This window comes from Rhizobium sp. Root1203, assembly GCF_001424945.1.
Taxonomy (GTDB): domain Bacteria; phylum Pseudomonadota; class Alphaproteobacteria; order Rhizobiales; family Rhizobiaceae; genus Rhizobium.
Window position 1 is genome coordinate 1 of the sequence record NZ_LMCW01000028.1, and the last position, 25,427, is coordinate 25,427.

At 57.3% G+C, this 25,427-nt stretch carries 24 protein-coding genes and 6 pseudogenes; 18 read left to right on the top strand and 12 right to left on the bottom strand.

What is annotated here, in order from left to right; translation table 11 throughout:
- Nucleotides 1-204: 204 nt before the first annotated feature.
- On the bottom strand, nt 205-1,503 hold the full coding sequence (gene hisD / locus ASC97_RS23010; RefSeq protein ID WP_057470677.1) for a histidinol dehydrogenase: 1,299 nt from the start codon (nt 1,501-1,503) through the stop codon (nt 205-207).
- Nucleotides 1,504-1,686: 183 nt separating this feature from the next.
- On the opposite strand from hisD, the gene ASC97_RS23015 reads away from it, so the two are divergent.
- The 5 genes from ASC97_RS23015 (at nt 1,687) to ASC97_RS23035 (ending at nt 6,516) form a co-directional block, all read left to right on the top strand.
- Entirely contained in the window at nt 1,687-2,235 is a 549-nt protein-coding gene (locus tag ASC97_RS23015) for a cupin domain-containing protein (protein ID WP_057470678.1), read from the top strand.
- A 121-nt stretch (nt 2,236-2,356) separates the two neighbouring features.
- Complete coding sequence (locus tag ASC97_RS23020) at nt 2,357-3,397, top strand: ABC transporter substrate-binding protein (protein ID WP_156390431.1); 1,041 nt, start codon at nt 2,357-2,359, stop codon at nt 3,395-3,397.
- 94 nt (nt 3,398-3,491) lie between these two features.
- Entirely contained in the window at nt 3,492-4,556 is a 1,065-nt protein-coding gene (locus ASC97_RS23025) for an ABC transporter ATP-binding protein (RefSeq protein ID WP_057470748.1), read from the top strand.
- Nucleotides 4,553-5,734 carry an ABC transporter permease gene (locus ASC97_RS23030; protein WP_082530115.1) on the top strand — a complete coding sequence of 394 codons (1,182 nt, stop codon included), beginning with the start codon at nt 4,553-4,555 and terminating at the stop codon, nt 5,732-5,734. The genes ASC97_RS23025 and ASC97_RS23030 overlap by 4 nt, the downstream gene beginning before the upstream one ends.
- Nucleotides 5,731-6,516, top strand: coding sequence for an ABC transporter permease (locus ASC97_RS23035; RefSeq protein WP_057470679.1), 786 nt, complete (start codon nt 5,731-5,733; stop codon nt 6,514-6,516). The genes ASC97_RS23030 and ASC97_RS23035 overlap by 4 nt, the downstream gene beginning before the upstream one ends.
- Before the next feature lie 229 nt (nt 6,517-6,745).
- On the opposite strand, the gene ASC97_RS23040 is transcribed toward ASC97_RS23035, so the two are convergent.
- Nucleotides 6,746-7,015 (bottom strand): hypothetical protein, encoded by a 270-nt coding sequence (locus ASC97_RS23040; protein WP_057470680.1) that lies wholly within the window; start codon nt 7,013-7,015, stop codon nt 6,746-6,748.
- Nucleotides 7,016-7,250: 235 nt separating this feature from the next.
- Here ASC97_RS23040 and ASC97_RS33325 point away from each other — a divergent pair.
- Both ASC97_RS33325 and ASC97_RS33330 read left to right on the top strand, forming a co-directional pair.
- Nucleotides 7,251-7,543: pseudogene (locus tag ASC97_RS33325) on the top strand (ArsR/SmtB family transcription factor).
- Nucleotides 7,540-7,894, top strand: a pseudogene (locus tag ASC97_RS33330) (SRPBCC family protein). Before ASC97_RS33325 ends, ASC97_RS33330 begins: the two co-directional pseudogenes overlap by 4 nt.
- An 8-nt stretch (nt 7,895-7,902) precedes the next feature.
- On the opposite strand, the gene ASC97_RS35555 reads toward ASC97_RS33330, so the two are convergent.
- Nucleotides 7,903-8,058 (bottom strand): entericidin, encoded by a 156-nt coding sequence (locus ASC97_RS35555; RefSeq protein WP_082530122.1) that lies wholly within the window; start codon nt 8,056-8,058, stop codon nt 7,903-7,905.
- Between the two features lie 1,229 nt (nt 8,059-9,287).
- Between ASC97_RS35555 and ASC97_RS35960 the strand changes: the two genes are divergently transcribed.
- The 3 genes and pseudogenes from ASC97_RS35960 to ASC97_RS35560 form a co-directional block, all read left to right on the top strand.
- Nucleotides 9,288-9,416: a hypothetical protein gene (locus ASC97_RS35960; protein ID WP_274534170.1), complete on the top strand. Its 129-nt coding sequence runs from the start codon at nt 9,288-9,290 to the stop codon at nt 9,414-9,416.
- A gap of 1,448 nt (nt 9,417-10,864) precedes the next feature.
- On the top strand, nt 10,865-11,104 hold the full coding sequence (locus ASC97_RS34180; RefSeq protein ID WP_057470684.1) for a hypothetical protein: 240 nt from the start codon (nt 10,865-10,867) through the stop codon (nt 11,102-11,104).
- 659 nt (nt 11,105-11,763) lie between these two features.
- Nucleotides 11,764-12,020 (top strand): annotated as a pseudogene (locus tag ASC97_RS35560) (SDR family oxidoreductase); the annotation flags it as partial.
- A gap of 240 nt (nt 12,021-12,260) precedes the next feature.
- On the opposite strand, the gene ASC97_RS23070 reads toward ASC97_RS35560, so the two are convergent.
- Genes ASC97_RS23070 through ku (ASC97_RS23080) form a run of 3 tightly spaced genes read right to left on the bottom strand, consistent with a single transcriptional unit; the run spans nt 12,261 to nt 14,259 of the window.
- Nucleotides 12,261-12,524 carry a hypothetical protein gene (locus ASC97_RS23070; protein ID WP_057470685.1) on the bottom strand — a complete coding sequence of 88 codons (264 nt, stop codon included), beginning with the start codon at nt 12,522-12,524 and terminating at the stop codon, nt 12,261-12,263.
- Nucleotides 12,525-12,528: 4 nt separating this feature from the next.
- Entirely contained in the window at nt 12,529-13,341 is an 813-nt protein-coding gene (gene ku, locus ASC97_RS23075) for a non-homologous end joining protein Ku (protein WP_057470686.1), read from the bottom strand.
- 12 nt (nt 13,342-13,353) lie between these two features.
- Entirely contained in the window at nt 13,354-14,259 is a 906-nt protein-coding gene (ku, locus tag ASC97_RS23080) for a non-homologous end joining protein Ku (protein WP_057470687.1), read from the bottom strand.
- A 473-nt stretch (nt 14,260-14,732) separates the two neighbouring features.
- Between ku (ASC97_RS23080) and ASC97_RS23085 the strand changes: the two are divergent.
- Nucleotides 14,733-15,597: pseudogene (locus ASC97_RS23085) on the top strand (alpha/beta fold hydrolase).
- 40 nt (nt 15,598-15,637) lie between these two features.
- Here the strand turns inward: ASC97_RS23085 and ASC97_RS23090 are convergent.
- The 3 genes from ASC97_RS23090 to ypfJ are packed head-to-tail and all read right to left on the bottom strand — an operon-like array spanning nt 15,638 to nt 17,483.
- Nucleotides 15,638-16,081 (bottom strand): DUF421 domain-containing protein, encoded by a 444-nt coding sequence (locus ASC97_RS23090; protein WP_057470688.1) that lies wholly within the window; start codon nt 16,079-16,081, stop codon nt 15,638-15,640.
- Nucleotides 16,082-16,089: 8 nt separating this feature from the next.
- The gene (locus tag ASC97_RS34935) at nt 16,090-16,608 is read right to left on the bottom strand and encodes a hypothetical protein (RefSeq protein WP_057470689.1); all 519 of its coding nucleotides are present in this window, start codon (nt 16,606-16,608) and stop codon (nt 16,090-16,092) included.
- Nucleotides 16,608-17,483 carry a KPN_02809 family neutral zinc metallopeptidase gene (gene ypfJ / locus ASC97_RS23100; RefSeq protein WP_156390433.1) on the bottom strand — a complete coding sequence of 292 codons (876 nt, stop codon included), beginning with the start codon at nt 17,481-17,483 and terminating at the stop codon, nt 16,608-16,610. The genes ASC97_RS34935 and ypfJ overlap by 1 nt, the downstream gene beginning before the upstream one ends.
- A 251-nt stretch (nt 17,484-17,734) precedes the next feature.
- Here ypfJ and ASC97_RS23105 point away from each other — a divergent pair, with 251 nt between their 5' ends.
- The 4 genes and pseudogenes from ASC97_RS23105 to ASC97_RS23120 all read left to right on the top strand — a co-directional run.
- Complete coding sequence (locus ASC97_RS23105; RefSeq protein ID WP_156390434.1) at nt 17,735-18,049, top strand: hypothetical protein; 315 nt, start codon at nt 17,735-17,737, stop codon at nt 18,047-18,049.
- A 6-nt stretch (nt 18,050-18,055) separates the two neighbouring features.
- Nucleotides 18,056-18,631, top strand: coding sequence for a cysteine hydrolase family protein (locus tag ASC97_RS23110; RefSeq protein ID WP_057470691.1), 576 nt, complete (start codon nt 18,056-18,058; stop codon nt 18,629-18,631).
- Between the two features lie 73 nt (nt 18,632-18,704).
- The gene (locus ASC97_RS23115; RefSeq protein WP_057470692.1) at nt 18,705-18,935 is read left to right on the top strand and encodes a hypothetical protein; all 231 of its coding nucleotides are present in this window, start codon (nt 18,705-18,707) and stop codon (nt 18,933-18,935) included.
- 63 nt (nt 18,936-18,998) lie between these two features.
- A pseudogene (locus ASC97_RS23120) lies at nt 18,999-19,346 on the top strand (low affinity iron permease family protein); the annotation flags it as partial.
- A gap of 12 nt (nt 19,347-19,358) precedes the next feature.
- On the opposite strand, the gene ASC97_RS36060 reads toward ASC97_RS23120, so the two are convergent.
- Nucleotides 19,359-19,709, bottom strand: coding sequence for a low affinity iron permease family protein (locus tag ASC97_RS36060; protein WP_338012536.1), 351 nt, complete (start codon nt 19,707-19,709; stop codon nt 19,359-19,361).
- Between the two features lie 228 nt (nt 19,710-19,937).
- On the opposite strand from ASC97_RS36060, the gene ASC97_RS23130 reads away from it, so the two are divergent.
- A complete protein-coding gene (locus ASC97_RS23130) occupies nt 19,938-20,474 on the top strand; it encodes a response regulator (protein ID WP_057470694.1) in 537 nt (178 codons plus the stop codon).
- 30 nt (nt 20,475-20,504) lie between these two features.
- On the opposite strand, the gene ASC97_RS23135 is transcribed toward ASC97_RS23130, so the two are convergent.
- Both ASC97_RS23135 and ASC97_RS23140 read right to left on the bottom strand, forming a co-directional pair.
- The gene (locus tag ASC97_RS23135; RefSeq protein ID WP_057470695.1) at nt 20,505-20,756 is read right to left on the bottom strand and encodes a response regulator; all 252 of its coding nucleotides are present in this window, start codon (nt 20,754-20,756) and stop codon (nt 20,505-20,507) included.
- Between the two features lie 4 nt (nt 20,757-20,760).
- A complete protein-coding gene (locus ASC97_RS23140; RefSeq protein ID WP_156390435.1) occupies nt 20,761-22,335 on the bottom strand; it encodes a carboxylesterase/lipase family protein in 1,575 nt (524 codons plus the stop codon).
- Between the two features lie 396 nt (nt 22,336-22,731).
- Between ASC97_RS23140 and ASC97_RS23145 the strand changes: the two genes are divergently transcribed.
- Together ASC97_RS23145 and ASC97_RS23150 are read left to right on the top strand one after the other, a co-directional pair.
- Entirely contained in the window at nt 22,732-23,256 is a 525-nt protein-coding gene (locus ASC97_RS23145; protein WP_057470696.1) for a hypothetical protein, read from the top strand.
- A gap of 199 nt (nt 23,257-23,455) precedes the next feature.
- Nucleotides 23,456-24,621: pseudogene (locus ASC97_RS23150) on the top strand (IS110 family transposase).
- Nucleotides 24,622-25,427 lie beyond the last annotated feature (806 nt).

Consider the following 25,427-nt stretch of genomic DNA (forward strand, 5'->3'; position numbering starts at 1 on the left):
AAGGCTCGGGTATCCGTTCAGGACGATTGGAAAAGATGGGGGCGATCATACTCTAGCTCGGCCCGGCACTCATCAGAATGACGACCGGCGCGTCACCGATCCGTCCCCCATCGCCGGAGAAGGATGGCCGTCCTCTCCGGCGCTTCTTTATCTCACGAAGAAGCGCAGATAGTCATAAGACAAGAGCGTCTGGCTCTGATCAGCTCACTTGACTTCGAGCTGCTGAGGGCTCAGTCGGAGCGCCGCAGCGCGGCGATGGCCTTCAAGCTGTTCGGTAGCGCTCTGTCGGACAGCGGCTGGTGCTACAGCTGCGACGCCACGCTCTTCCAGCCACTGGTGAGTTGCGATCTTCACATACGAGCCGACCCACAGGCCGCCCGTGTAACGGCCAGCCGCCATCGTAGGCAGGGTGTGGTTGGTGCCACAGCACTTGTCAGAATAGACGACGCTGGCGAGTTCACCAATGAAGATGGATCCGTAGTTCCGCAGCTTCTTCGCCGTCGCGTGCGGATCACGGGTGTGGACCTGCAAATGCTCGGTGGCGATATAATCCGAATAGGCGATCATGGTCGCTTCATCGTCCACAACTGTGACTTCGCCGTAATCCTTCCACGCCACGCCAGCCACAGCAGCGGTCGAAAGCGTTTCAAGCTGCTTCTCGACTTCCTTGATGGTTTCCTCTGCGACCTTGCGGTCAGTGGTGACCAGGCCAACGCGGGTGCGGACGTCGTGCTCTGCCTGTGCCAGCATGTCGGTCGCAAGTGTTGCAGGATTGGCTGTTTCGTCTGCAACAATGAAGATTTCGCTAGGACCGGCAAGCTGGTCGATGCCGACCTGACCAAAGACCTGACGTTTCGCTTCGTTGACGAACGCATTGCCTGGACCGACGATCTTGTCGACAGGCGGGATCGTCTCGGTACCGTATGCCATCGCGGCAATGGCCTGGGCTCCCCCGACGCGGAAGATGCGGTCGGCACCAGCTAGGTGGCATCCCGCGATCATTGCCGGATGTGCATTGGGCGGCAGGCACGCTATGACCTGGTCGCAGCCCGCGACTTTCGCCGGAACGATTGTCATGACGGGAGCCGAGAGAAGGGGATAGCGACCGCCTGGGACGTAGCAGCCGACGATCTCAATAGGAATGACACGATGGCCAAGGTGTAGGCCGGGCAGACTTTCGATTTCAAGCGGAAGAATTGTCCCGAGCTGTGCTTCTGCGAAACGACGAACGTTTGCGATTGCAAACTCGGTGTCCTCGCGGGTCTGCGGATCAAGGTCAGCAACCGCCTTCAGCTTTTCTTCTTCGGTAACTTCGAAGGTCGCAACGTCGGCCTTGTCGAATGCCATCGAGTATTCACGGACTGCAGCGTCGCCACGCTTACGAACGTTGGCGATAATGTCCTTAACAGTGTTCTCAATGGAAGCTGTATCCGAAACGGCATCGCGCTTCGGTTCTTTGATCTGAGTAAACTTGCCTTTGAGAGCGTCCAGCCGCGATGTCATGAGGGTCTCCTATGTGGGTGCTGACCGGGAGCATCACGCACAAAAAGGAGTCCGACAATTGCCTCCTAAACACCTGTTTAGTATTTTCACCAGTGGAAATCGCTAATCGTTGCGCTGGTATGGAGTTGTTAAAGACGGTGCCATGCTCGCAAAACAGGCAGACAACACCAGGGGTCGAATAAAATGCCAAAAATTGGGACAAAGCTCAGAGAACTACGTCGCCGTCGCGACTTGGGAGTCCGTGAACTGGCGGCGCGGTCCGGGATTTCACACTCCACGATTTCTCTTATCGAACGAGACAAAATGTCGCCCTCTATCGATACCTTAGGTGCCGTTTTGGATGCTCTCGGTACAACTTTGCCGGGCTTCTTCTCCGACCTCCAGTCGAGCCTTCCATACACGCCTTTTTACGCGGCTTCCGACCTAGTTGAGATCGGAAAAGTCGACACAATTTCATATCGGGTTATCGGACTGGATCATCCGAATCGACAGCTACTGATGTTGCATGAGAGGTATGCGCCAGGCGCAGACACTGGCGAGGAATTCACGCATGCGGCGCAAGAAGCGGGGATGATACTTTCCGGAGCTGTCGAAATTACAGTGGGCAATCAGAAGCGCGTGCTACGATCTGGTGACGGATACTACTTCGACAGTCGTCTTCCCCATCGCTTCCGAAACGTCCATGACGGTGAAAGCGAGGTTTTAAGCGCGATAACACCACCGACCTATTAGGAGAGGGGTCCATAAGCAGTGTTGTCGGTGAGTATAGTCACCAAGCCGGTTAGCCCGCCTTCCAAATCCCCTAAAACGTGGTTTCCTATTCGACGTTAGAAATAAACAAGGGGAGAATTCAATGAACGTGCTTAAAGCAACACTCATTGCATCCACGGTTCTGATGACTGGCGTCTTGGGCGCTCAGGCCCGAGACCTGACAGTTGTATCCTGGGGTGGTAATTTCCAAGATGCGCAGCGCAAAATCTTTTTCGAAACCTTCGCAAAAGAGAGCGGCAAGCCCGTTCTGGATGAGAGTTGGGATGGAGGATACGGCGTTCTACAGGCCAAGGTGAAGGCTGGCACCCCGAACTGGGATGCGGTTGAAGTGGAATCTGAAGAGCTGGCGCTCGGTTGCGCCGACGGAATTTACGAAAAAATCGACTGGCAGAAGCTGGGCGGCAAGGAGGCCTTCCTGCCTGCAGCCGTCAGCGATTGCGGCGTTGGCAACATCGTCTGGTCAACTGGTCTTTCTTACGATGGCGACAAGTTGAAAGACGCGCCGAAGACCTGGGCCGACTTCTGGGACACGAAAAAGTTTCCCGGTAAGCGCGGTCTCCGCAAGGGTCCAAAGTATGCCCTCGAATTCGCGTTGATGGCAGATGGCGTTCCCGCCGATCAAGTCTATAAGGTGCTCGCGGCTGAGGGTGGCGTCGATCGGGCATTCAAAAAGCTTGATGAACTGAAGGCTGACATCGTTTGGTGGGATGCTGGCGCACAGCCGCTCCAGCTTCTGTCATCCGGTCAGGTCGTCATGACGTCGGCTTACAATGGACGCATCAGCGGCATCAATCGTAGCGAAGGCAAGCATTTTGGCTTCGTCTTCCCTGGCAGCGTATACGCGATCGACAGCTGGGTTGTTCTCAAGGATGCTCCGAACAAGGATGCGGCGATGGATTTCATCGCTTTCGCAAGCAAGGCTGAAAACCAGGCCAAGCTGCCTGAGTTCATCGCCTACGGCTTGCCCAACCTTGGCGCCTCGAAGCTTGTACCAGAGCAGTACCAGAAGGAGCTTCCTACAACGGAAGAAAACCTGAAGGGCTCCATCGCGCTCGACGTGGATTTCTGGACCGACAACTCCGAGGAGCTTACCCAGCGCTTCAACGCCTGGCTCGGACAGTAAAATCGGTAGTGGGGCCTCTCAATCGAGGTCCCACACTACTGCCATTCGCATGACGCGAGCGGTCTTGCTCGAAACGATCGAAATTGGGCCCATAATGAGCAATGCGTTTATTCATTTTGACAAGGTCAGCAAGGTGTTCGGTATCGTAACCGTCGTCGATGACCTTGAGTTGGCGATTGCAAAGGGCGAGTTCGTCAGCCTGCTTGGACCGTCGGGTTCGGGAAAAACGACTCTTCTCATGATGCTTGCGGGTTTTGAGAGCCCAACCAAAGGCTCGATTTCGGTCGCCGGAAAGCGCGTTGATGCTCTGCCGCCCTACAAGCGCAATATGGGCGTGGTCTTTCAGAACTACGCTTTGTTCCCGCATATGACGGTCGCGGAGAACGTGGCATTCCCACTCAAGATGAGGGGTTTTTCACGGGCCGAGATCGTAGAGCGAGTTACCAAAGCTCTAGACATGGTGCAACTCGGCGCCTTTCAGGACCGTCGCCCAATTCAGCTCTCCGGCGGTCAGCAGCAGCGCGTCGCATTGGCTCGCGCTCTCGTTTTTGAACCCGAAGTCGTATTGATGGACGAGCCGCTTGGAGCGCTCGACAAGAAGTTGCGTGAGCAGATGCAGCTCGACATTCGCGATCTTCACCGTCGATTGGGCTTGACGATTGTGTTTGTCACGCACGATCAGACCGAAGCCTTGACGATGTCGGACCGTATCGCGATCTTCAATCACGGCAAGATCGAGCAAATTGGTTCGCCGTCTGAAATCTACGACCGTCCCAAGACCCAATTTGTCGCTCAATTCATTGGAGAAACAAACCTTCTCACGGGCAAGGTTGTTCGGACCGCTGATAGTGTCGCGGACATTCGCCTTGATGATGGCAAGATCATCAAGGTCCGTTCTGATACGGAGCTACCGGCGGGGAAGGGGGTCAAAGTCTCTATCCGGCCGGAACGTATCGAGCTTAACGCAAGTGTGGCCTTGGAAAATCGGCTAAATGTCAGCGTTTCTGACGTCGTGTACCATGGCGATCACCTCCAGGTACGGGCTCTCGCTCACGGACGTGAACTGATCATCAAGTCGGACCGTAAGGCGACGCCGCCGCAGCTCGGAGATGAAGCGCAAGCTTCATTCTCCCAAGACCAATGTTGGATTGTGGCATGACGCGGCGATCTTGGTTCCGAAAGCAACTGACATCGTTCGCCTTGGTCGCGCCCTTGGCACTCTTCCTTGCGTTCTTTTTCGTTGCTCCCTTGGCGACCATGATGAAATCGGCAGTCTCAGACCCGGTTGCCTCGCAAGCGCTTCCTACCACAGCAGCAGCGTTGAAGGGATGGGATCGTTCGAGTACCCCTCCCGTCGACGCACAGAAAGCCTTCGCTCACGATCTGCGCGGCATTACGGATGATCAGCTTTTTGGCGATCTCGTTAGGCGCTTGAACAGCGCGAAGTCTGGTTTCCGCACACTGATGAGCAAGACCAAGACGGCAGCAGTGTCGGATGAAGACCTCAGCGATCTTGTATCGGTTGACCGACGTTGGAGCGATCCGGCTTTCTGGATCGCTGTGCAAGACGCCGCTAGCTCGCCGATCACCGATCGCAACCTTCTGGCCGCAGTCGACCTGACGCGCGACAACGATGGGAGCATCGTTTCCCTTCCAGAAGGCAGCTCAGCCAATCGCGAAACGTTGATAAGGACCCTTGTGACGGCAGGCATGGTCACGATCTGCTGTGTTCTGATTGGACTGCCATTTTCGATGGTTGCCGCATCCGTTAATGGCTGGGCGCGCCAACTTCTCCTTGGCGCTGTACTGTTGCCGCTGTGGACCTCGCTCCTCGTCCGTACAGCGGCTTGGTACATCCTTCTCCAGGACAATGGCCTCATTAACTCAACGCTTGAAGCCATCGGTCTCACAAGCGGTCCAATACCGTTGATCTTCAATAGGGTTGGCGTTGTCATCGCGATGACCCACGTTCTCCTGCCCTTCATGGTTTTGCCGATCTTCAGCGTTCTCATCGGAATTCCGAAGAACCTGATGCCCGCTGCGGCATCCCTCGGGGCTTCTCCCATCCGATCGTTTTGGCTGGTGCTGCTGCCGCTTGCCCTTCGCGGCGTCGTATCGGGTTCGCTTTTGGTGTTCATGAGCGCCCTTGGCTACTACATCACGCCAGCCCTGATTGGCGGCGCGAAGGATCAGATGATCAGCGCTGTCATTGCATATTATGCCACTGGGGCCGCAAACTGGGGTATGGCAGGAGCGCTGGGGTTGGTGCTGCTGCTGGCTACCATCATCCTCTACGTTGTCTACCTGAGACTCTCTTCCGAGGAGGCGCGGTCATGAAGTCCCTTACTATTTCAAAGGTGATCTTCGGCTCGATGGTCGTGTTCTTCTTGATGGCCCCGCTGATCGCAATCCTTCCGCTTGCCTTCACCAACAGCGTATTTCTGAATTACCCCATCCCATCTTTTTCGCTGCGCTGGTTTGATGAGTTGTTCACCGCTGACGCCTGGAGGCGTTCGATCTTCAACAGCCTGATAATCGGTGTAGGTACGACGGTCCTGTCGACTGTTTTGGGCACCGTCGCGGCGCTGGGATTGAGGGGGAAGTCGGTTTCACTGATCTTTGGATTTATCCGAACCGTCTTTCTCTTGCCGATGGTTGTACCTGCTGTCGTTCTCGGCGTGGGGATGCAGTTGATGTTCGCTCAATATGGCCTCGCGAACACCTATATCGGGGTTATCGTCGCTCATTCGGTTCTGGCCGTCCCGTTCGTAATCGTGAACGTCACCGCGTCGTTGCAGGGCATCGATACACGTTTGGAACATGCCGCAGCCAGCATGGGAGCATCACCTCCAACAGTGCTGCGGACTGTTACCCTTCCACTAGCTATGCCAGGCATCGTCTCGGGTGCGGTGTTCGCATTCGCAACCTCGCTGGACGAGGTGGTGTTGACCCTATTCGTCGCGGGCCCGAACCAACGAACTCTTGCGCGGCAAATGTTCTCGACAATTCGTGAGAATATCAGCCCCGCCATTGCGGCAGCTGCCTTTGTCTTCATCGCGGGAACGGTGATCATCGCAGCGCTAGTGAACCTTGGGAGAAAGAGGACACAAAACGCTTAAAGAGTGCGAAAGCTAAGGGGCAGGGGTAACAAGCCCGCCTGTTGTCGATCGACCATCTTCGGCTATTGGCCGCTGAGACATTCCAATGAGCATTTGAGTGAGCAGAGAACTGCTTCCTGGCGACTACGGACGAGAACCTAGTTGCGAAATTTGCCGGCCAATACCAAGGTCAACTGCAAAGGACGCAGTTCCGCATGATGCGGCTGAGCGCCCTCGGTGCACTTCCTGATTATTGTTGATTGAAACCCGGCACCGGAATTGGGAAGGTGTCGCCCGCCATCTTGCCTTCGGCGTCTTCGTCAATAACTTCCTTTTGCCGATATCTGAGATATTCGGCTATGTCGCCGCCGCATGCGTGATCGAGCTCGTCCGCCGAATAACCTGCGGCCTCAGCTGCCGCGCGGATAATCTCTGCGTGCTGCTCCAGGGCGGAGTCCTCATTAAAGTCCACTTGATCGTTGCTCACTTGGTCTTCGAGCCAGTCTCTGACGTTCTTCATGCTATTCTCCACAGTTGGAAGGCAGCCGGAGTGGCCGCCTATGTGTCCATAACGTGGAACCCTCCAGAGAGTTGCGAGCGGCATTGGCAGGTATGCCTCACTCGGCAAGTAGCGCTGCTACGGCAGCGCCCCAAAGTCTCCTCTGCGATAGCCACTCCAGCTTTTGCGACAGAGTTTTGCGGCGAGAATCCTCGAACGCTTTTAGGAATGACCGGAGTGTCGCAAAAGTCAGGATTTGTGCGAAACGGAAAAGCCCGACCAGCCGCGCGATCTTCGAGACGCTGGCGGCGGCATGAACGCCAGTGCCCTGCGGGAGGGCATGGAGATCAGTCACCGGCAATGTCGCAATACCTCTCGGTTTTGCGGAGCGCAAACCTCGTGAGGGAAGAACGGCAGGGGCGTTTCGTGAATTACGAAGTCGATCCGGAGGGGCTGGCTCTCATCTCACAATGATTGGCCACGTATCGCGCCGACTGGCCTGCCCGCATCGAAGCTCTCAAGGTCTTGCTGAAAGATATGGACCAATGAACGATGGAAAGGCCAAAGAACAGAAAAACGGCATCGAACTGGAATTCGATCTGGATGAACCGCCGCAAAAGGTCTGGCGTGCAAGCAATCAGCATTGCGGAATTTCGGGAAAACTGGTTGCCGAAAGACGCATTAGCCGATCTCCGCCCCGGCCACTATCACATCTGGCGAGGAAGTCCGTTATAGCCTGCGCGACGACGCTCCATCTTTCTTTGAAAGCACGGTGACGTTCACGATCCTCCCGAATGCGACCGGCGGCACCGCCTGCGCATTGTCCCCAAACTCCGGCATGCGTCCTATAAGGGGCTCCGCGAGGTTCCGGATAATGCGGCTGTCTTCAAAACAGAGTAGCGCGGCTCTCAATGGGCTGCGGCATTACCCATGCGATTGCCGGCGTTTTGGGTGGCGTTCACAGTATTTGCGGCGTCACGTCCAACACCTTTTATCGTGTTTGCGCATGAGGCAAGAGCGAGTATCACTAAGCATGTGGCTGTTATGGCCGATACTTGTTTCATTTCCTTTGTCCTTTGCAAGGAGGCTTCGTCGGCTTGTTCTATAAGTTTGTTTGCCGGGCAGATAGCAAAAGGCCCGGCGCGGGAGCGCCGAGCCTTTTGCGCCAGCGATCTAGAGGGACTGGACGCCAGCATGCAACGACCTGTCCGAGCCCGTTGCTTCCGTTTAACTCCCTATTGTACGAATTGTTCCTGCCATTGTTAGTGCAGCCATTGAGCGGTGAACCTCCGCCACAACCTTCGAGAAACCGGGCTGAGCCTTGGAATAGCTGGGGGAAGCCGCAATTGTAATTCGTCGTTCATGACGACGTGGCCCGCTTTGAGCTTAACATCGAGTTCCGCTCGCGCAATTGCGATGATGGCTTCTTTGGCATCGCGAAGGATGCGTTATCCAGGCTTCCCAATAACTGTTTGCATTGTAAGAGGCATTTGAGAGGTCTGTTGGCACCTTTCGAAGAATTTTTCCTACCGAATTTGGAAAGAGAAACCAGCCCTTCCGATAGGTGATGCTTTCCATACCAGCGCCATTTGCTCCCTAAGAGCGTCTCTGTTGCACTGAGTTCCCTCTTTACCTCTTCCGCATTTTGCCAAACCGCGAGCGGCGAAGCGCGCCCATCGAACGCCGAGCCAACCGACCCCGCTGGCTCCGACTAACTGCAGGACAACTTTCCCGCCTTCCAAAATCATCAAAGTCGGCGCTGGCGTCCTCGCAGCCGTGTTCAAGGCCCAGCTCGGGAAATGGACCGGAGCGAAAGACACGCGGATCGCGGCACAGGTGCAAGCGATCAAAGAGGCATCAAGCAGAAATTCAAACATGGAGAAGAATAATGCGGACTTCCGTGGCAAGTCGGCTCGCGATCGTTGCCTTGTCCTCATGCGCGAAAGCGAGCTGCCAGACAGCGGCTGCGACTAATCAGCTAACCCACTTCAGTGACCCCGTTGCGGCACGAGCTGCGGCTGAAGCCCCTCCGGCGGGACCGGCAATCGCCTCAATCAACAAGCAGTGCCGCGAAGATCTGGCCTGTCGGAAATAGCAAAGGGCCCGACCTCCTCGTAAGGCCGGACCCTCCTGTTGCTACCGCCTCATTAACGAGGACGGCGGCGGGCCGAATAGTCGATCGGGTCTCTCCGGTCAAGCATAGGGCCGAAGCATTGAAAGGGCAGGGAATTGACGCCGACGGAAACTGATATGGATCTCCGCACGAGAGTCGTCAGCCTGGAGCACCACGCCATTGAGCGAGCTAGAGAAGTGGCAGCGAGTAAGCGACATCGCTGACGCTCGCAAAGACGAGCAGTTTAAGAACATGGACCTGCGGTTTACCTCGATCGACAAGAAAATCGACGAGATCGGTGGGACATAAAAATGGGTGAACCGGGCAATAATAACCGGCATCATCATGGGCGCCGTTGGCTTTATGGTGAAGGGTGGCTTCAACCTGCCTTAGTGGGCCGTCACGTGCCTACACACCAGCGGCTCATGAATTGGGGGCGAATGGAATGGAGGCTCTGGCGAGCGATTGTAACACCAAAGCCCCCATACGACCGCGGAAAATACCCCCGAGATCGGCCAATAAATGCTTTCACGGAGGTTTTGTTCCATGTGCATCGGCCGGCGAGTTCTTCGCTACGTTAAGTCCTCCCCATCTTGACTGAAGATCATTAGGTAGTTCTAATTAAATGGCGACAAGCGGGCGTGATTGGACTGCCCGTACGTTTCCGTCGGAAGGAGGAACCCCATGACATCTCATATACCCGTATCCGAAAAGACGCCTGAAAGCGCTTCCCAGACGCGACAAGCCCCGACGGCTACGATGCATCTCCCACCTTTGACAAATGAACAGAGACGTCTTCTGGAAGCCTACCGGCTCGGTCGACTGGATGAGTGGAGGTTTCAAGAGTGCCTGCGCGACGACCCCGCCTTGTCAGACTACGTCCACAAGCTCTGTCGCCCGAGCGACCCCTCGGCTAGAACCCACTGAGTTGCGGCAAAGGAGCCGTCGGGCACCTGCCAAGGTTGCGGTCATTCATTGCAGCGCTTGGTCAGGATAAGGCCGACCTTCCGAGACCGACATTCTGGCAAACCCTTGGGCACAGGTTCCGCAAAAGACCCGCCGACCTGGGAGGACGGCGGGCCCCGAGTAAGACTTCGTCGGCAGCCGGGGGGCCGCAGCGCAACGTGTAGAATATGCGCCTGACGGAGTCCGTTTTCTAAACTTCGATCTGCAGAGTTGGTTCCCGGGTTCTGGATTCGACGCCGCCCTTGGCCAAGGATCATAATACCCTGCGTCGCGGTTATCAGCCGTGCTCGACGCGCGACAAGCGCGCCTTTAGCAGGCGCACCAGGCGCCACTGGGGGAGGGGCAGCAAAACGGGAGAGGGCAAAGATTGCATGAAACCATTTGGTTACTGCGGCGTTTATGCCTCTGAAATTAATGGAGAATGCAATGAAGAGACTTTTAGCCGCTGCCGCAATTGCCGTGTCGTCCGTCGTGGCGACAACAGCACCATCCTTTGCCGACAGTGTAACCATTCGTATGGGCGAGCCGCGTGGGAATAATCATCAGAATTATCATGGAGACAACTACGGTGACCGGTACCGGCACCACGTCCATTACGATCGGTGCTGGAAGCAGCCGTACCATGCTCGTGTCAATCATCATGAAATAACCAAGTACCGCACCGTTTGTCGCTAAGACGCAAACGCGGCGCGAGCCAGCCGCCTCTCCTTAATCGGGGAGTGGCTTTTTAGGGCGCCATCGGGCGCCCTTTTCGTTATGGTTGTTGGCGCTATGGCGCACGCGGGCTCCGCGTGGGCTTCTTCCTCGGGCGCGTCGATCCGCTGAGCTCCACCATGGTCGGGCCTTACCTCAACAGTGCGCTACGCTCTGGGTCCATCCCGATGGAGATTGAGGCCGCGCGCGGCATCAACGATATGTCTGAGCTGCGTCCCGCGGACGCCTTGCTGATAAACATCGATGGTGATTTCGGCAATACGATCCGCTTCCTCGGAGCCAGGCTCTATTCCGATGTCACGGCAGATTGCATCTAGAACGTTGTGGCAAATGCGCAGGTCATCGGAGTGCAGCCGCTCATTGTCGCTACTGAAGTGCTTTTGAGACATCACATCCTCCTCCAGAGGAACATCTCTATTCGCCCATGACGAGGCCGGCTTGAGAGCGGGAAATGTCAGGGCTTTGGAACAAGCCGAGGAGACCGCGGCAACATCCCGCTAAAACGCGATAGGCTCCCTATTGTTCCAACGAGAGGGGGTCAGTGGCATCGCCGTTCTACGATCCCACGACGCGCATCACGCACGCCCTGTTCGTAGATCTCGATTATGATTGCTCGAATGTGAGATGCCTCGCTCGACCACAATGGGACGTTATGTCGGCGACAATACCCCTCCAATATCTCCTGACATCTTGTTAGATCGTCTGAAATCAGAGGCTTGCCATGTCGGTTAGATCCCACAGTCATGCGGTGTTCACGCTCCTCCTTTGTATTCCCGCTCAGCGAACCCGGTCTAACGGAGTATTCGCACAGCACCTTCGCCCTTCAGAAGGGTGGATCGCGTCGGCTCCGGGGGAGGTGCATCGCGGTGTTGGAAAAACCGCGCGACGCGATCCGTGGTGGAAACCGCCCTTGAGCTATTTGGTTCCTTGGACAGGTACCAGCATATCCTCATTCGCTTCGGATCACTTGAATTGGCTGGCCGGGACAAGCGTTGTCCTGGACGTCAGCAACTCGCCGTCTTTCGAACCCAGCGCCGTCCTGTCGTTCTTCCAGACGGCGACTGCCAACCTGCTCAAGGCCGAGAAGGCCGCTGGAGTCCGGCATCATGCCGCACTCTCCATATTTGGCATCGAGAGATCGCCGGACAACGGCTACTTCCCGGCCAAGGTCGCTCAGGAAGACATCATCAAGAAGGCCGGCATCCCCACACGATTGTACGGTCTACGCAGTTTGCGCGACGCCCCCGTGCTAGGGCCTGATCCGACTGGCCTAGCGGCAGGACTCATGTCGGCGCCGCTAGGCCAGTGTCCTCGAAGAGGCATCACGTGTCGCGGCGAGGGTAATCATGACTGCATCCGTGTTCCACGGGTGGGACGGGTCGCTTTCGCCCGATCCCGACACCACCAATATAGGAGCCTCGGCCATCGGCGTTCAGTGCGGAGGTGTGCACACGGGTGCGTCTCCACCACCGGTCAGTGTCGCTTGTCGAGCGGCAGCTCGCCGTCGTCGAAGTTGCCGTTACTGGCCGCATCGTAGGGATTGATGCTTCGGCCACCTCCCCGCGTGCCATATGCCGTTAACTGGACCATGACCTCCTTCGCACACTCAATGGCCTCATTTTCGCTTGCAGCGTGATCGTCAGCGACCTTGATCGACACCGCTTCACCATCGTCGCCGACGAAATCCACCCGCCAGCCGGTTGTTTCGTGAACAATCTTCGTTTCAACCAAGTGCATGTGACTACCCGGCCTTCCTACCTTTGAGATCTGCCTCGACGCTCCTACGGAGCGCGTCCATGATGTTGACAACATTGGACCTCGGAGCGACTTCGGCGGCCTTCCCCTTCGCCGCCTTCTTCGGCTTCAGCGCCTTCTTCTTCTCAGCGATGATCTTGAGCAGGCTCACCTGGATCGGATCGCTGACCATGGTCGCCGACCACCGTGCCGACTTCTTCTTGATGAGCTGCTGCACAAGGGGGACGAGATCCGGATCCGCCTGCTCGTCGATGTCTTCGAAGTAGTTCTCCTCCGGTCGTACCTCGTCGCCAAAGCGCAGCGTCCAGAGTACGATGCCTTCGCCGCGGGGTTCCAGGACGACAGCACGCTCCCGCCGACCCATGACCAGCTTCGATACGCCAAATACCCTGTCGGCTTTCATTGCGTCGCGGATGACGGCGAACGCCTCGTTGCCTACGGCGTTGTCAGGCATCAGGTAGTGCGGCTTCTCGAGGTAGATCCACTCGATGCTGTCGGCTGGGACGAACTTGTCAATGTCGATCGTCTTCACCGTATCGAGCGCTACCGCATCCAGATCGTCGTCCGTTAGGATCACGTAGTCGTTCTCGCCGCGGGCATATCCCTTCGCCTCGTTCTCATCCCTGACGGGCTTGCCCGTGACGGAGTCGATGTACTGGGAGACGACGCGGTTGCCCGTCTCCTTGTTGAGCGTATGGAAGCGAACCTTCTCGCTCTCGGATGTCGCGGGGGTCATCGCCACAGGGCAGGTGACCAGAGAAAGCTTGAGGTAGCCTTTCCAATAGTACTTCGGCGCCATGGTCTATTCTCCTCAGCTAGCTTTGCGCTGCGAGGCAGCCTTTGAAGCAGGAGACTTCCCGGCCCCGCGCACGGCGCGCTCTCGCCCGGTGCCAGTATTGGCGTTGGCGGCAGTGCGCTTCGGTTTGTCGGCTGCGGCCTTCAACATGCCAGCACTCTCGCGGAGCGCCGCCAGCAGATCGTTGGGCTTCGACACCTCGACCTTCTTTGGCTTCGGAAGCGCCTTGCCCTCAATCTTGGCCTTCACCAAATCGGCGAGCGCGGCCTCGTAGCGGTCATCGAACGTCGCTGGATCGAACTCGCCCTTCTTCGTCGATATGATGTGCTTGGCGAGATCGAGCATCTCACCTTCGATCTTGAGCTTGGGCATCTCCTCGAACGCCTTCGCGCTCGACCTGACCTCGTAGTCGTAGTTCAGGGTGGTGGCGATCAGACCCTTGCCGTGCGGACGGATCAGCACCGTGCGCATCCTCCTGAAGAGGACAGTGCGGGCGATGGCCGCAACCTCCGATTCCTTCATGCCGTCACGGAGGGCCGCGAACGCGTCTCCGCCCATCTTGTCCGGTGTGAGGTAATATGGCTTGTCGAAGTAAACATCATCCACATCCGAGCAGGGAATGAACGCCTCGATCTCTAGCGTCTTGTTGCTGTCCGGGATCGCCGCGGAGACCTCCTCCGGATCGATGATAATGTACTGGCCGTTCTCGATCTCGAAGCCCTTGGTCTGGGCCTCTTTCTCCACGCGCTCTTCGGTCTCGCTGTCGATGAAGACACGGTTTACGCGGTTGCCCGTGGCCTTATTGATGGTGTTGAAGGTGATCCTGTCAGAGGTGGACGCAGCGGTGTACAGCGCCACCCCGAAGGAAACCTCCCCGAATTTTATGAAGCCCTTCCACTGCGCGCGCTGTCCTGAGACCATGAGGCATACTCCGAATCACTAATACGCGACTCAAAGACGTGTCAGGATGATTCGTTCCGACTCAAAACGAATCATTTTTCAATACTTTACGGAATCTCCCTCAGAAATTGATTCCGCTATCTCTGCTGGTTGAACTGCGCCCGGCGCTAGTGGAAGGCGGCCAGGATCTGCTCTCTCGTTAGCCATGAACAGCTTACGCCCAGCCGCTTCAACCGCACCATCATCGACATACACCATCTCCCGGGAACTACTGGAATCATTGTGAGTTTCTACTGCGGACAAACATTCACCGTAGAAGTCCGATGGCACAGACACTAACACCCCGAGGCCGTGCTCAGGTCTATAGCGCGGCTGGTGGCAGCGGCCAACCTTGATCGCTCGTGGAAGGCCGTCATTCGTCCGAACGGCTCAACCCTCGCTCCACACGTGGATGACGAGTTGGAGCCGTCCACGAGGTCAACAAGGAGAATGAGATGGCGTTCCAGGGCTTCGAACTCCGAACCATACATGTCGATTGCGGGTCGCATTCGGCTGCGGGTCGGAGGTAAAGGTCCGCCTGTTCTCCTGCTACACGGCCACCCGCGCACGCATATGACCTGGGGCAAGGTGGCCGACCTACTCGCCCCCTCGTTCACCGTCGTCTGTCCGGACCTCCCGGGATTCGGACTATCCTACGTGCCGAACGACTCTCCCGACAGTCGCCACTCGTCGAAACAGGCGAAGGCGGCGGCCCTGGTGGAACTGATGAAACGATTGGGTCATGACGAGTTCTTCCTCGTCGGACACGACCGCGGGAGCCTGACCGCTTTCCGTATGGCAATGAACTATCCGCAGTCGGTGCAGAAACTAATCCTCGTCGATGGCCTGCCAGTCCTAGAACATCTGGAGCGGGCCGATTGGAAATTCGCACGAGACTGGTACCATTGGTTCTTCTTCGCCCAGCCGGACAAACCCGAACGTGTGATCTCGGCCGACCCGGAAGGGTGGTACGACACGCTCTCGCCCAGGCTGATGGGCGACGAAGCCTATGCCGATATCCTTGAAGCCATTCATCGCCCTGCGACCGTTCACGGCATGATCGAGGATTACCGCGCGGGGATCCGCATCGACCACCTTCATGACAAGGCGGATCGCGATGCGGGCAGGAAGGTGCGTTGTCCGCTGCTCTGCCTCTGGTCGCTAAAGGACGACCTCCAAAAGATTTATGGCGATCCTGTTGATATCTGGCGAAGGTGGGCGACCGACGTCAGCGGCTATGGCATCGAGAGCGGACATCACGTGGCAGAGGAGAATCCAGTCGATCTTGCGACAGCAATCGCGAGCTTCTTGAACAGATAGGAGAGGCGACTTGGGGAGAAACGATATCGGGATTCGTAGCTCAGGTCTTCTTGATGATGCTGAGCGCACCGCTGACCTCGAGGATCGCGAACTTGATTTGTTTGACCGACTCTATGCCTTCCTGAGTGCGGGCTGCCTCCATGACGTCCTCCCGATCCAACCGGCATCCCCGCATGGCATCGCTGTCGTAGACGCCATCGACGACCAGGATGGTCGGCACGCCGTCCATCACATGGCCAGCGCGCGGCCACCATCGCTTAAGATGTGACAGCCCGATGTCCGTCGTGAACAGCGTCAGGATGAGAAGAATGGCGTTCGTGATTGAAAAGTCGTCACCGAGCATCGCCTGCTGCGTCGTCTCTGAAATAACGAGCACGATCACCAGATCGAAAGGGGTCATCTGCGCGAGGGTCCGTCGACCCGAAAGCCGGATGATGATCAGAAGCACGAAGTAGATTGCGAGCCCGCGAACGACGGTGTCCATGATGTCTCCTAGGGCAGGATGAATGTCGAGTGCTCGGCGATGTCGTCTTCGATGCCGAGGAGGAAGTAACGAAGACCGGGCTGCTGAGTTTGGAGGTGGAATACAATTTTCGCCGGAGTGGACGGGTCCGAACCGAACACGTATCCAATGCGGCCATCCTTCCGAACGGTGGCCTTCTGAGGCGGGTCTACGCCATCGATCGAGAAGGCTTCAAGAAAACGCGGATCAACGAAAACTGTCTGGTCCGCGTCGCTGACAGGAAGGCTCACCCGAATCTCGTCAGGGGCGTTCCAGCGTGAAATTGCCGGCATCTCAATGGTTCCCCCTGAGGATTTGAAGGTCCTCATCGCGAACGTTCCGCCGCGCCCGAGCAGGCCTAGCAGGCAGGCGAGGAGGATTAACGCGAAGACGGCCCACGCTACCCGTTGCACAGCCCAGAATCTCCGTTGGAAGGCGCCGTGATCCTCGACGCCTTCAGGGAGTGCGGGCCGCGAGGGTAGTTTCCGGCTCTTCGTACCGTTTGCCATTAGACGGTTCCCGAAAACGTGTCGCATGACGAGAGCTGCCCGCTATCGCATCCTTGCTTGAACCGTTTCACGCGCTGAGCGGAAGTTCCATGATAGAAGCTGTCGGGAACAACGTAGCCTTGGGTCCGATTTTGAAGCGTATCGTCGCCAATCTGTTGCGCAGCGTTCAACGCTTCTCCCAGATCGCCGGCGTCGAGAATACCCTTCTGCTGGATGTACTTTCCCCAGATATCGGCAAAGCAGTCCGCCTGCAGCTCGACGCAGATCGACATCTTGTTGGCGTGCGCCGCCTCGCTCATGCTCTGTCGTGCTTCGTTGAATTTCGGAAGAATACCGAGTTGTTTCTGTCCGACCTCGCGGGCGACCACGTATCCCTCGGCGAAGTCGCCGCTTGCTCCGAAGCGATTGTTAAGGTCATCGCAAAACGCGGTGTCGAGATAGACCTTGTGATCCTCTGGGCAATAAAACGGATCGGATGCCGACGGGGCCGAGCCGCACGCGGATCTCGTCTGGCCACGGAATAGAACGAGCGTCGGATCCTCGTAGGATTGGCTCTGCGACTGGAAGATCTGCTGCCAGGTATCCTCCCTCTCGACAAGGACAGTCTTCACGAATGCCGTCGTCTGGTCGGTCGAGGAAGTGTGGCTTCCATCTGGGTTCTGCCGCTGGCTCTGCTCGTAACCGGGGTCGTCCATGTTCCCGCCCTCCATGATCTGCATGGGTTCGACGCCCATCGCCTTGAAGATCAGGTAGATCACGACGAGGAAAATGACAGTGCCGATACTGAGTCCGCCGCCGCAACGTCCAAGGGGAAGGCTGAACCCGCCACCACGTCCGAATGGTCCGAATGGACCGACTGTCGTCTGACTTGCCATTCCATAGCCCGCTCCCGTTCTTTGCTTGAGGGTCGGAAGACCGACTTTTCTTTGGTGATCTCGGCGGTCAAGCCCTTTAGCAGTTTAGCGTCGACTCCGTCGGTGACGAGTATCCCGAGTTACGTTCCTCGAAACGCGTCGGTCCGCCTTCAACGATGCTCAGTGCCGGCGACGGTTCAAGATCCAGTCGGCTTTCGCAGGGAACTTAAGGACGATTTGGAGCTTTACTGCGCATGCAAAAGGAGGCTTCGATGCAGCTCACAGATACACTCGTCGGCAACACGGACGGCATGATCACGGTCGAATTCCAGGGCGAGGGCGGCGAGCTCGTTTCCGTCCGGATGGCGGGGGGCGACGTGGAGCGGGACGCCGCGATCAGTCGCGCCAAGGCCGTTATGGTCCAGATCACAACCTTCGCGGAGGATCGCGATCCTTCGCTGGACGATTGGAGCCATTCCAGCGATGAAAGTGAAGAGCAGGGGGGCGGCGCCGTGGAGACGAAGCCTGATCTCCCTGTCGCCTCATCCTTCAGCAACTCGCCCCCTTCGGTTGGTTCAACGGCCTGACTTCCCATGCCTGCAAGCTGGATTCATTTATGCATCGACATGCAGTCGATGTTCGCGGAAGACACGCCGTGGCATGTGCCGTGGATGGCCAGCGTAACCCCTGCTGTCTTGGAGGTAGCGGGCCGCTACCCGGAAAAGACGGTCCTCACGCGTTTCGTGCCACCTACCGCTCCTGCCGGGGCGACGGGCATGTGGAAGGACTACTACCGAAAATGGGAGTCCTTGACGCTCGGGAAGATGGATCATCGGCTCGTGGAAGTAGTGCCGGACCTTGCACGGTTCGTCCCGCCCGCCCGGACCTTCGACAAGATGACCTACTCGCCGTGGGTCGACGGACGGCTGCATCGGATCCTGCAAGCCGAGGGGATCAGCACACTGGCCATCACGGGCGGCGAAACGGACGTCTGTGTCCTTGCGGCGGTACTTGGAGCGATCGACCTCGGTTACGCGGTGAAGCTGCTCAGCGACGCCGTCTGCAGCGGCGCCGACGAGACCCACGACGCGACCCTCCGGCTCCTCGGAGAACGGTTTTCCGTGCAGGTGCAGGTGCTGACGACAGAGGAGTTCTTGAGAGGATGCTGAGGGCGCGTCACGCGGCCGCCCAGCCGTTGCCGAAGAAACCATTCTTTCTAGCTTTTTTCGAATGGAGGAGCCGATGAAGAAAGAGCCTGATTTCCGAACAATGTCTGAAGCCGTGCAGCACTGGTACCGGTTTTATGAAGTCCCACCAAACGACCAGTCCTCGCAGGTTCTATGTACGGCGGCGATCAGCCTCTACAACGAGGGTTACCGAAGCGTCGACGACATTGCGACTGCCCTTATCGGAACATACGTCGGCATCTGGTCAACGAAGGTCAACGCGCCGACGTCCTCGGCGATCCACTAGCGCAAGTATGGCAGCCATGAGCGACAACACTCCTCGAAATACTTCTCTAAATTCGCTACCACCATCGCAGACTTGTCCGGGAAGCCCGCAACTTTCGTCCTGGCGGTCGCTCTCGTCTTCGTCTGGGCAATCTCCGGCCCGATCTTCGACTACTCGGAGAACTGGCAGCTCGTCATCAACACGAGCACCACGATCATCACTTTCCTTATGGTATTCGTGCTGCAGAATTCGCAAAACCGTGACGGGAAGGCTCTGCAGGCCAAGTTGGACGAACTGATCCTTTCGTCGCAGGCGCAGAACAAGTTTGTCGGCATCGAAAAGCTGGATGAAGCCCAGCTTCGAGAGATGAGCCGGACGCTGGCCGAAAAAGCCGAATGCGTCGATGACGTCGCCGACGACAAGGCGGAGGCCCCGCGTGGTGGGTCAGGCGTCTTCTCTCCGATCCTGCGTCATCGCCTCAAGTTCGTCGGACTCTCGGCGCTCTACCGCGATCAGATCGTTGCTGGCGCCGTCGGTCGACCGGATCAGTTCGTCGACCTTGACCTGTAGCGCGTTCATGTACCGGTTCTGCGAATGCTGCATCAACAGGAGGATGAAGAGCACGGACATCGTGCCCAACATGTCGACAACAGAAGCCACTCGAGGGAAAGCGAAGCAGCGCTCCAAGCCAGCACCACAGAACGACAGCCCCGAAGACGCCGGCCAGGGCCAGCCGATGACCGGCGATGCGACGGCGATTTCAGAAATCCGCAGGAACTTAGAGCGCGTGTTCATGAGCGCGAAATGCGCGGACCGCCTCTCGGTTCCTGGTCGAGGGTTGGTGGCCCCACTTCGTGCAATTCGCGACCTTCTGTTGTGCACAGGGAGGCCCTATGGTCTGATCCCGCACCAATGATGAATTCATCTCCTTCATTAGGAACCGGAATCGGCCTCCGGCGTTCAGGAACCGCGGGGGAGGAAGAGCTCCATCCGCGTACGGCAATACGACAGAGGACAAGGACGATGACGGACAACGTCAATGCGTGGATCGCAGCACGAGCCTATGCACTATGGGAACTGGCGGGCCGCCCCTTCGGAGAGGACCACGCCCACTGGCAGCAGGCCGTGATGGAACGGCACCTTCTTGAAGATACTAAGGCGTCCCCCGATGGCCTAGAGATCATGAATCGCAAGCGAGAGGAGCCGATTGTAACTCATTCGCCTTCAAATGTCCTGATCGTCGAAGACGAACATCAGCTCCGATACGACACGGTCGACTTTCTTGAGCAGGCAGGTCATCGAGTCCTGGAGGCGGCAAATGCCGACGAGGCTATGATCCTCCTGAAGCGCAATGATATCGACACGCTCTTCACGGATATCGACATGCCAGGTTCTATGGATGGTCTTGGCTTGGTGAAAACCGTGAGAGTTCGCTGGCCCTCGACAAAATTGATCGTCACGTCCGGCCTAGTAGCTCTCTCCCATAGCGACCTTGAAATGGGGGTCTCGTTCATTTCGAAGCCGGCGTCTAAGTTGGAGCTATTGAAACTGATCGCGTAGAGGGCCGCTGCTGCGGGATAGCAGATAACCTCATGGTCGGCGCGTCGCCGAAGGGTCCTTTGCAATGATCGGAAGGTCAACCAAGCCAGCGTCGCGGAACGCCCGGCACACTTCGTATCCGTCCATGCCGGGAAGGCCGATGTCGAGAAGAACGACGTCGGGGCGGAATGCCTCGGCTTCCGTCAATGCCTCTCGGCCGTCGTGGACAAGGTGATCGTGGCCGATCTCCTCCAGCATCAAGCCGAGGGTGTAGGCTAAATCAAGGTTGTCGTCGACTACCAAGACCTCATTTCTTTTCTTGCCAATACCTTTGCCAGAGGTCGAGCCTGGGCTTCAGCGGATCGGGTCCTTCAGTTAGGCCGTGATCGGCGAAGTCGGTGACCTTGTCGACGGCTGGGTCGTGGGGAGACCATTTTGGCCGTGAGCCTCCATTGGGGTCACCGCTCGTTGCAAATTGGACCCAGTAAGCACTCGCCAATGCGGCCATAGCCCAGTCGGCAGGCGTAACCTTGTCCTTCACCAATGCGCTTGGAATGTCGAGCGTATACGGAATTTCGAGGCCGCGCAGAGTGCCTTTCCATTTCGGATCGTTGCGCAGAGCCTCGGCAACATACGAGAAACGGTACCACCATGTAGGTTGACCAACGCGGGCCATCTCGTCAGCGAGGTGGCGAGATGGTTCAATAACCGTTTTGTCGGCGAGAACCTGCTGCGCCAGGTCATCGAGAGTCTCAAGGCCGGTCGGATCGTAGAGGGTGCGGGCTTCGGCTGCATGATTCCCGAAGAGCTGGAAGAGATCGTCTTTCGTTGCAGCTTGACCGATACCGAGATCGCGGTTGTTTGCCCCGACGATAACCGGAACTGGCGCTTGACGGCCTGCCGCGAAAGCCGCTTCCGGCGATTCGAGCAAAAACCGCCCGTCAAGGATGGGGCCTGAAACGCCGATGACGGGTTTGCCTGTCGACATTCCCGCCACCACCTCTGCTGCCGATGCACCCTCGATTAGCTTTTCAGCAGGCAGCTCCCGCAGGCTCTTGAGAGAGTCGGCGTCGCTACCATTGATTCCAAGGGAAGCCGCATAGTCTAACGCGGTTTTCTTTGCTTCTTCCAACGTTGACAAAGGCGTGCTCTCCGCACGCGCACTAGGGACACTCGGCGACTGTAGAATAGCTCCTCCGAAAAGCCCGCGTGACAACGGCGATATCATGTGTGCCATCACCGAGCCGCCACCTGCTGACTCTCCGAATATAGTCACTTTGGTCGGATCACCGCCGAAGGCTTTGATGTTTTGCTGGACCCATATCAAGGCTGCAAGCTGGTCCATGTATCCATAGTTGCCGACGGGTTCGTCAGGGGATTCCTTTATTAGCGACGGATGGGCAAAGTAACCGAGCCGTCCCATGCGGTAGTTCATGCTGACGAACACAACACTCTGGGCGGCTAGCTGACCACCAGGGTATTGAGCGGTGTTTCCATGGGCAAGAGCACCGCCGTAAATCCAGACCATTACCGGTAGGGGTCTCTTGAAACGCTTGGCGGGTGTCCAGACGTTGAGAGTCAAACAATCCTCTGACTTCAGCAAGTCGTCGGTCTGCATGCATGATGGACCGAAATTGCGCGTATCCTTGACACCGCTCCATTTCTTCACTGGTCCGGGATTGCGCCATCTCAGATCGCCAACAGGTGGTGCGGCATACGGTATGCCTCTGAAGGTAACGACTGTGCCTGACCTCTCACCCTTCAGCATTCCGCTGTCGATTTTAACGGTCTCGTCTACCGCACCTAGCTGTGGCGCAAAAGGCATCTGACAAATTGCAACTGCAAGAAAGAACAGAAACTTGCGACTGTGGTCCGCTAACACTGCACCCTCCAACCGCTAGGTTTAGGCAGTCTGAGAGTAAAAATACTCCACTACAGCGGCAACGAAAAGAGTTCGAACGTCCGGTATTGGCGGCGCAATCCCGCCACGACGTTGTCGGTTGGCGGCCCAAAGCATGCGTAATTGGGCGGTCCCACAAGAGGCAAGCTCGAGATGAAGTGTTCGGACGGGCCCATGGCTACGCGAACCGAATTTTGTTGAGATGATGTGTGACCATTTCGGCATTTGAACAGCGCGTGCGATGTTGAGATGCACTAGGGGGAAATTGCCGAGCTCACTTGCGTCTCGAGATCTTTGGCGGCAAAGTTGTGAACGCGTGACGCGGTTTACGCACATCAGCACATGCCAATCTGGAAATACTACCGGAGGAGTTTTGTGATGGCAATTTCGCGGAAACAGGAAGAACGACTGTTGACGGAGGACGAGTGGCATCTAGTCCGGCAATCTCATCATCCAGATGTGCAGGATGTGGCCGATGACGATCTTCTCACGCTTTTAAAGCAAGTCCGTGAACGTCGCGACAGATCAAGGGCGGAAGCCCATCGGCAACGTCGAGAGATTCGTGGAAAAGCCGCTCCAAAAGGGTTGGAACCTGTTAGCAAGGACACAGGGACCAATAGGAAACTTGAGATATTGGCTATGAGTATGCGTCGCCTGAACAGCGAACATGCGAGGCGTCGTAAGATGCGTGGAAAGGCACGGTTGATCGCCAACATGCGCGCCGCACTCGCCTTGAAGGAGCTATCGGAAACAGAAGGCGACACGACTTACAATTCGCGACACGCATCGAACGGAATGCGGCCGATAGAGCGCACGAAACGCGAAAACCTTATCCGTCCGATGGAAAAGGGACGGCAGAGAAAGGCCGGTGCTATGGCACAGGCCAAGCGTGACGCCCGCTGAAAAGTGATAGAGGCAGACGTTGGATGCCCCAGGGACGGCGTGATCCGCTCCACGCGTTATTGCTGCTTGCAACGTCGGCATGCGTGCCGCGTGGGAAAATCACGCAATTAGGTAGATCCTATGAGAAGGGTGGCCAGCGAGCATCGCTGTGGCAAAGTAAGGTTGCTCAACCAGAAACACCCCTACCTTGGAGGCAAGCATGCCCGTTGCAGCTCACCGATCCGAAGCGCCGACCGCTATCCGGACTGATCTTGGCGCAATCTTCGTCTCGTTAGAACTCAGCCAATCGAAATGGCTAGTTACCTCGCTGTCGCCGGGTGGTGGGGAGAAGATGTCTAAGCATGCGGTGGCGGCTGGCGACGTCGCCGGCATGCTGGGGCGTTTTGCCGAACTCAAGAACAAAGCGCGGATGCGAACCGGTCGATGTTTTCCGATCGTTGTCGTCCAGGAGGCTGGGCTCGACGGCTTCTGGATCCATCGCGTGTGTTGGAGGCCGAGGGGATCGAAAGCCACGTCGTCGATCCGGCCTCGATTGCAATCTCGCGCCGGCGGCGGCGGGCCAAGACCGACAGGATCGACGGCGAAGCGCTGGTTCGCGCGTTGCTAGCCTATCAGCGGGGCGAGCCGCGGGTGTGTGCGATGGTCCGGGTGCCGACCCCCGAAGAAGAGGACCGTCGCCGCCTTTCGCGTGAGCGCCAGGCCTTGACGAACGAGCGGATACGGCACGTCAACCGCATCAAGGGCTTGCTGTTCAGCCAGGGCATATCCGACTACGAACCGCTGCGCCGCGATCGCCGCATACGACTGGAGGAGTGTAAGACCGGCGATGGCCGTCCGCTGCCGGGACATTTGAAGGCGCAGATCGGCCGCGAACTCGATCGGCTGGAACTGCTGCTCGAGCAGATCAAAGCTATCGAGGCCGCCCGCGACGCCATGCTAGCTGCCGCAACAGTCGTCTCGCCAGCGCCGGCAATGCTACTCACCTTGAAAGGCATCGGGCCGGAATTTGCCGCCGTGCTCTGGTCGGAGGGACTGTCGCGGCAGTTTGACAACCGAAGACAAGTCGCCGCCTATGCCGGCCTTGCGCCGACACCCTGGCAGAGTGGCTCGGTCGATCACGACCAGGGGGTCTCGAAATCCGGCAATCCAAGGCTGCGAACGACGATGATCCAGATGGCCTGGCTGTGGGTGCGTCATCAACCACACGCGGCGCTCACCCTGTGGTTTAGAGATCGGGTCAAGCAGAACGGCGGTCGCCTCAAGAAAACGACGATCGTCGCGCTCGCTCGCAAGCTGCTCGTCGCGCTGTGGAAATACGTCAATGCCGGCGTTGTTATTGAGGGCGCTATTATAAAGACCGTCTGATCGGTTACCCGAACTGAATTTCGCAATCTTCCAGGACCGATCAGTCCTGGCGGATCCAGGTGGACGAACCTAGCAGTTGCTTGGCTCTGAAATAGGCCGCTCGTGTAGAATGGTATCGTCCTCCTGAGCCCTGTCCGCCCGCAAGCGGGATGTTGGTGCCGCTGTTTCGAACAGCGACCGTATATAAGTTGGATTTGGCTTGGCAACGAGCCGCGTCGCGTAACGGGCTCAGACCATGGATGCCGCAATGAAAGACGGAGTGTGAAATGTCACCCTGACGAAAGTTCCGTGTTGACCCTCCTCATATAAGCAACTGCCACCAACTCATAGATGGAAATCAACGCTTTGGGCTGAAACCACCCGCATCGTCATCATTTACGGTTTTTGCTGCTCGTGTTGGCCTGGAAATGCTATCGTCATTCCGATGGTAGTGTACGCGAAGTGTCTGAGCCCGCCGATTCCCGTTCAAGAATTTGTCGAGTTCAGCAGTTCGGGACTTGGATAGCCGCGCTTTTTCAGCAAACTGCGGCCGCCGGTCTACGGCCGTTCGCACCTGCTCTATAACATCCTTGGCGTCGTGATCCGAGATCGAAGCCCCTCTGGAGACCGCCAAGAGATGAGACATGCCAGGGGCTCTACCTTCCCCCAGAACAGACGCTGACCCGCGTCGTGCGCAGCAGCGCGGAAATTTCTGTCAGATTTCTCACCGCATTTGAACTATTCCGGAGATTGCGGCGTGGTAGTGCTGGATAATGAAGGCGAACAGCGGACAGTCCTTGTCGATAAGACTTGCTATGTTTTGCGAC

Coding starts and splice junctions, on each gene's coding strand:
- hisD (WP_057470677.1), bottom strand. CDS start 1,503: ATGACATCGCGGCTGGACGCTCTCAAAGGCAAGTTTACTCAGATCAAA.
- ASC97_RS23015 (WP_057470678.1), top strand. CDS start 1,687: ATGCCAAAAATTGGGACAAAGCTCAGAGAACTACGTCGCCGTCGCGAC.
- ASC97_RS23020 (WP_156390431.1), top strand. CDS start 2,357: ATGAACGTGCTTAAAGCAACACTCATTGCATCCACGGTTCTGATGACT.
- ASC97_RS23025 (WP_057470748.1), top strand. CDS start 3,492: ATGAGCAATGCGTTTATTCATTTTGACAAGGTCAGCAAGGTGTTCGGT.
- ASC97_RS23030 (WP_082530115.1), top strand. CDS start 4,553: ATGACGCGGCGATCTTGGTTCCGAAAGCAACTGACATCGTTCGCCTTG.
- ASC97_RS23035 (WP_057470679.1), top strand. CDS start 5,731: ATGAAGTCCCTTACTATTTCAAAGGTGATCTTCGGCTCGATGGTCGTG.
- ASC97_RS23040 (WP_057470680.1), bottom strand. CDS start 7,015: ATGAAGAACGTCAGAGACTGGCTCGAAGACCAAGTGAGCAACGATCAA.
- ASC97_RS35555 (WP_082530122.1), bottom strand. CDS start 8,058: ATGAAACAAGTATCGGCCATAACAGCCACATGCTTAGTGATACTCGCT.
- ASC97_RS23070 (WP_057470685.1), bottom strand. CDS start 12,524: ATGCACTTGGTTGAAACGAAGATTGTTCACGAAACAACCGGCTGGCGG.
- ku (WP_057470686.1), bottom strand. CDS start 13,341: ATGGCGCCGAAGTACTATTGGAAAGGCTACCTCAAGCTTTCTCTGGTC.
- ku (WP_057470687.1), bottom strand. CDS start 14,259: ATGGTCTCAGGACAGCGCGCGCAGTGGAAGGGCTTCATAAAATTCGGG.
- ASC97_RS23090 (WP_057470688.1), bottom strand. CDS start 16,081: ATGGACACCGTCGTTCGCGGGCTCGCAATCTACTTCGTGCTTCTGATC.
- ASC97_RS34935 (WP_057470689.1), bottom strand. CDS start 16,608: ATGGCAAACGGTACGAAGAGCCGGAAACTACCCTCGCGGCCCGCACTC.
- ypfJ (WP_156390433.1), bottom strand. CDS start 17,483: ATGGCAAGTCAGACGACAGTCGGTCCATTCGGACCATTCGGACGTGGT.
- ASC97_RS23105 (WP_156390434.1), top strand. CDS start 17,735: ATGCAGCTCACAGATACACTCGTCGGCAACACGGACGGCATGATCACG.
- ASC97_RS23110 (WP_057470691.1), top strand. CDS start 18,056: ATGCCTGCAAGCTGGATTCATTTATGCATCGACATGCAGTCGATGTTC.
- ASC97_RS23115 (WP_057470692.1), top strand. CDS start 18,705: ATGAAGAAAGAGCCTGATTTCCGAACAATGTCTGAAGCCGTGCAGCAC.
- ASC97_RS36060 (WP_338012536.1), bottom strand. CDS start 19,709: ATGAACACGCGCTCTAAGTTCCTGCGGATTTCTGAAATCGCCGTCGCA.
- ASC97_RS23130 (WP_057470694.1), top strand. CDS start 19,938: ATGACGGACAACGTCAATGCGTGGATCGCAGCACGAGCCTATGCACTA.
- ASC97_RS23145 (WP_057470696.1), top strand. CDS start 22,732: ATGGCAATTTCGCGGAAACAGGAAGAACGACTGTTGACGGAGGACGAG.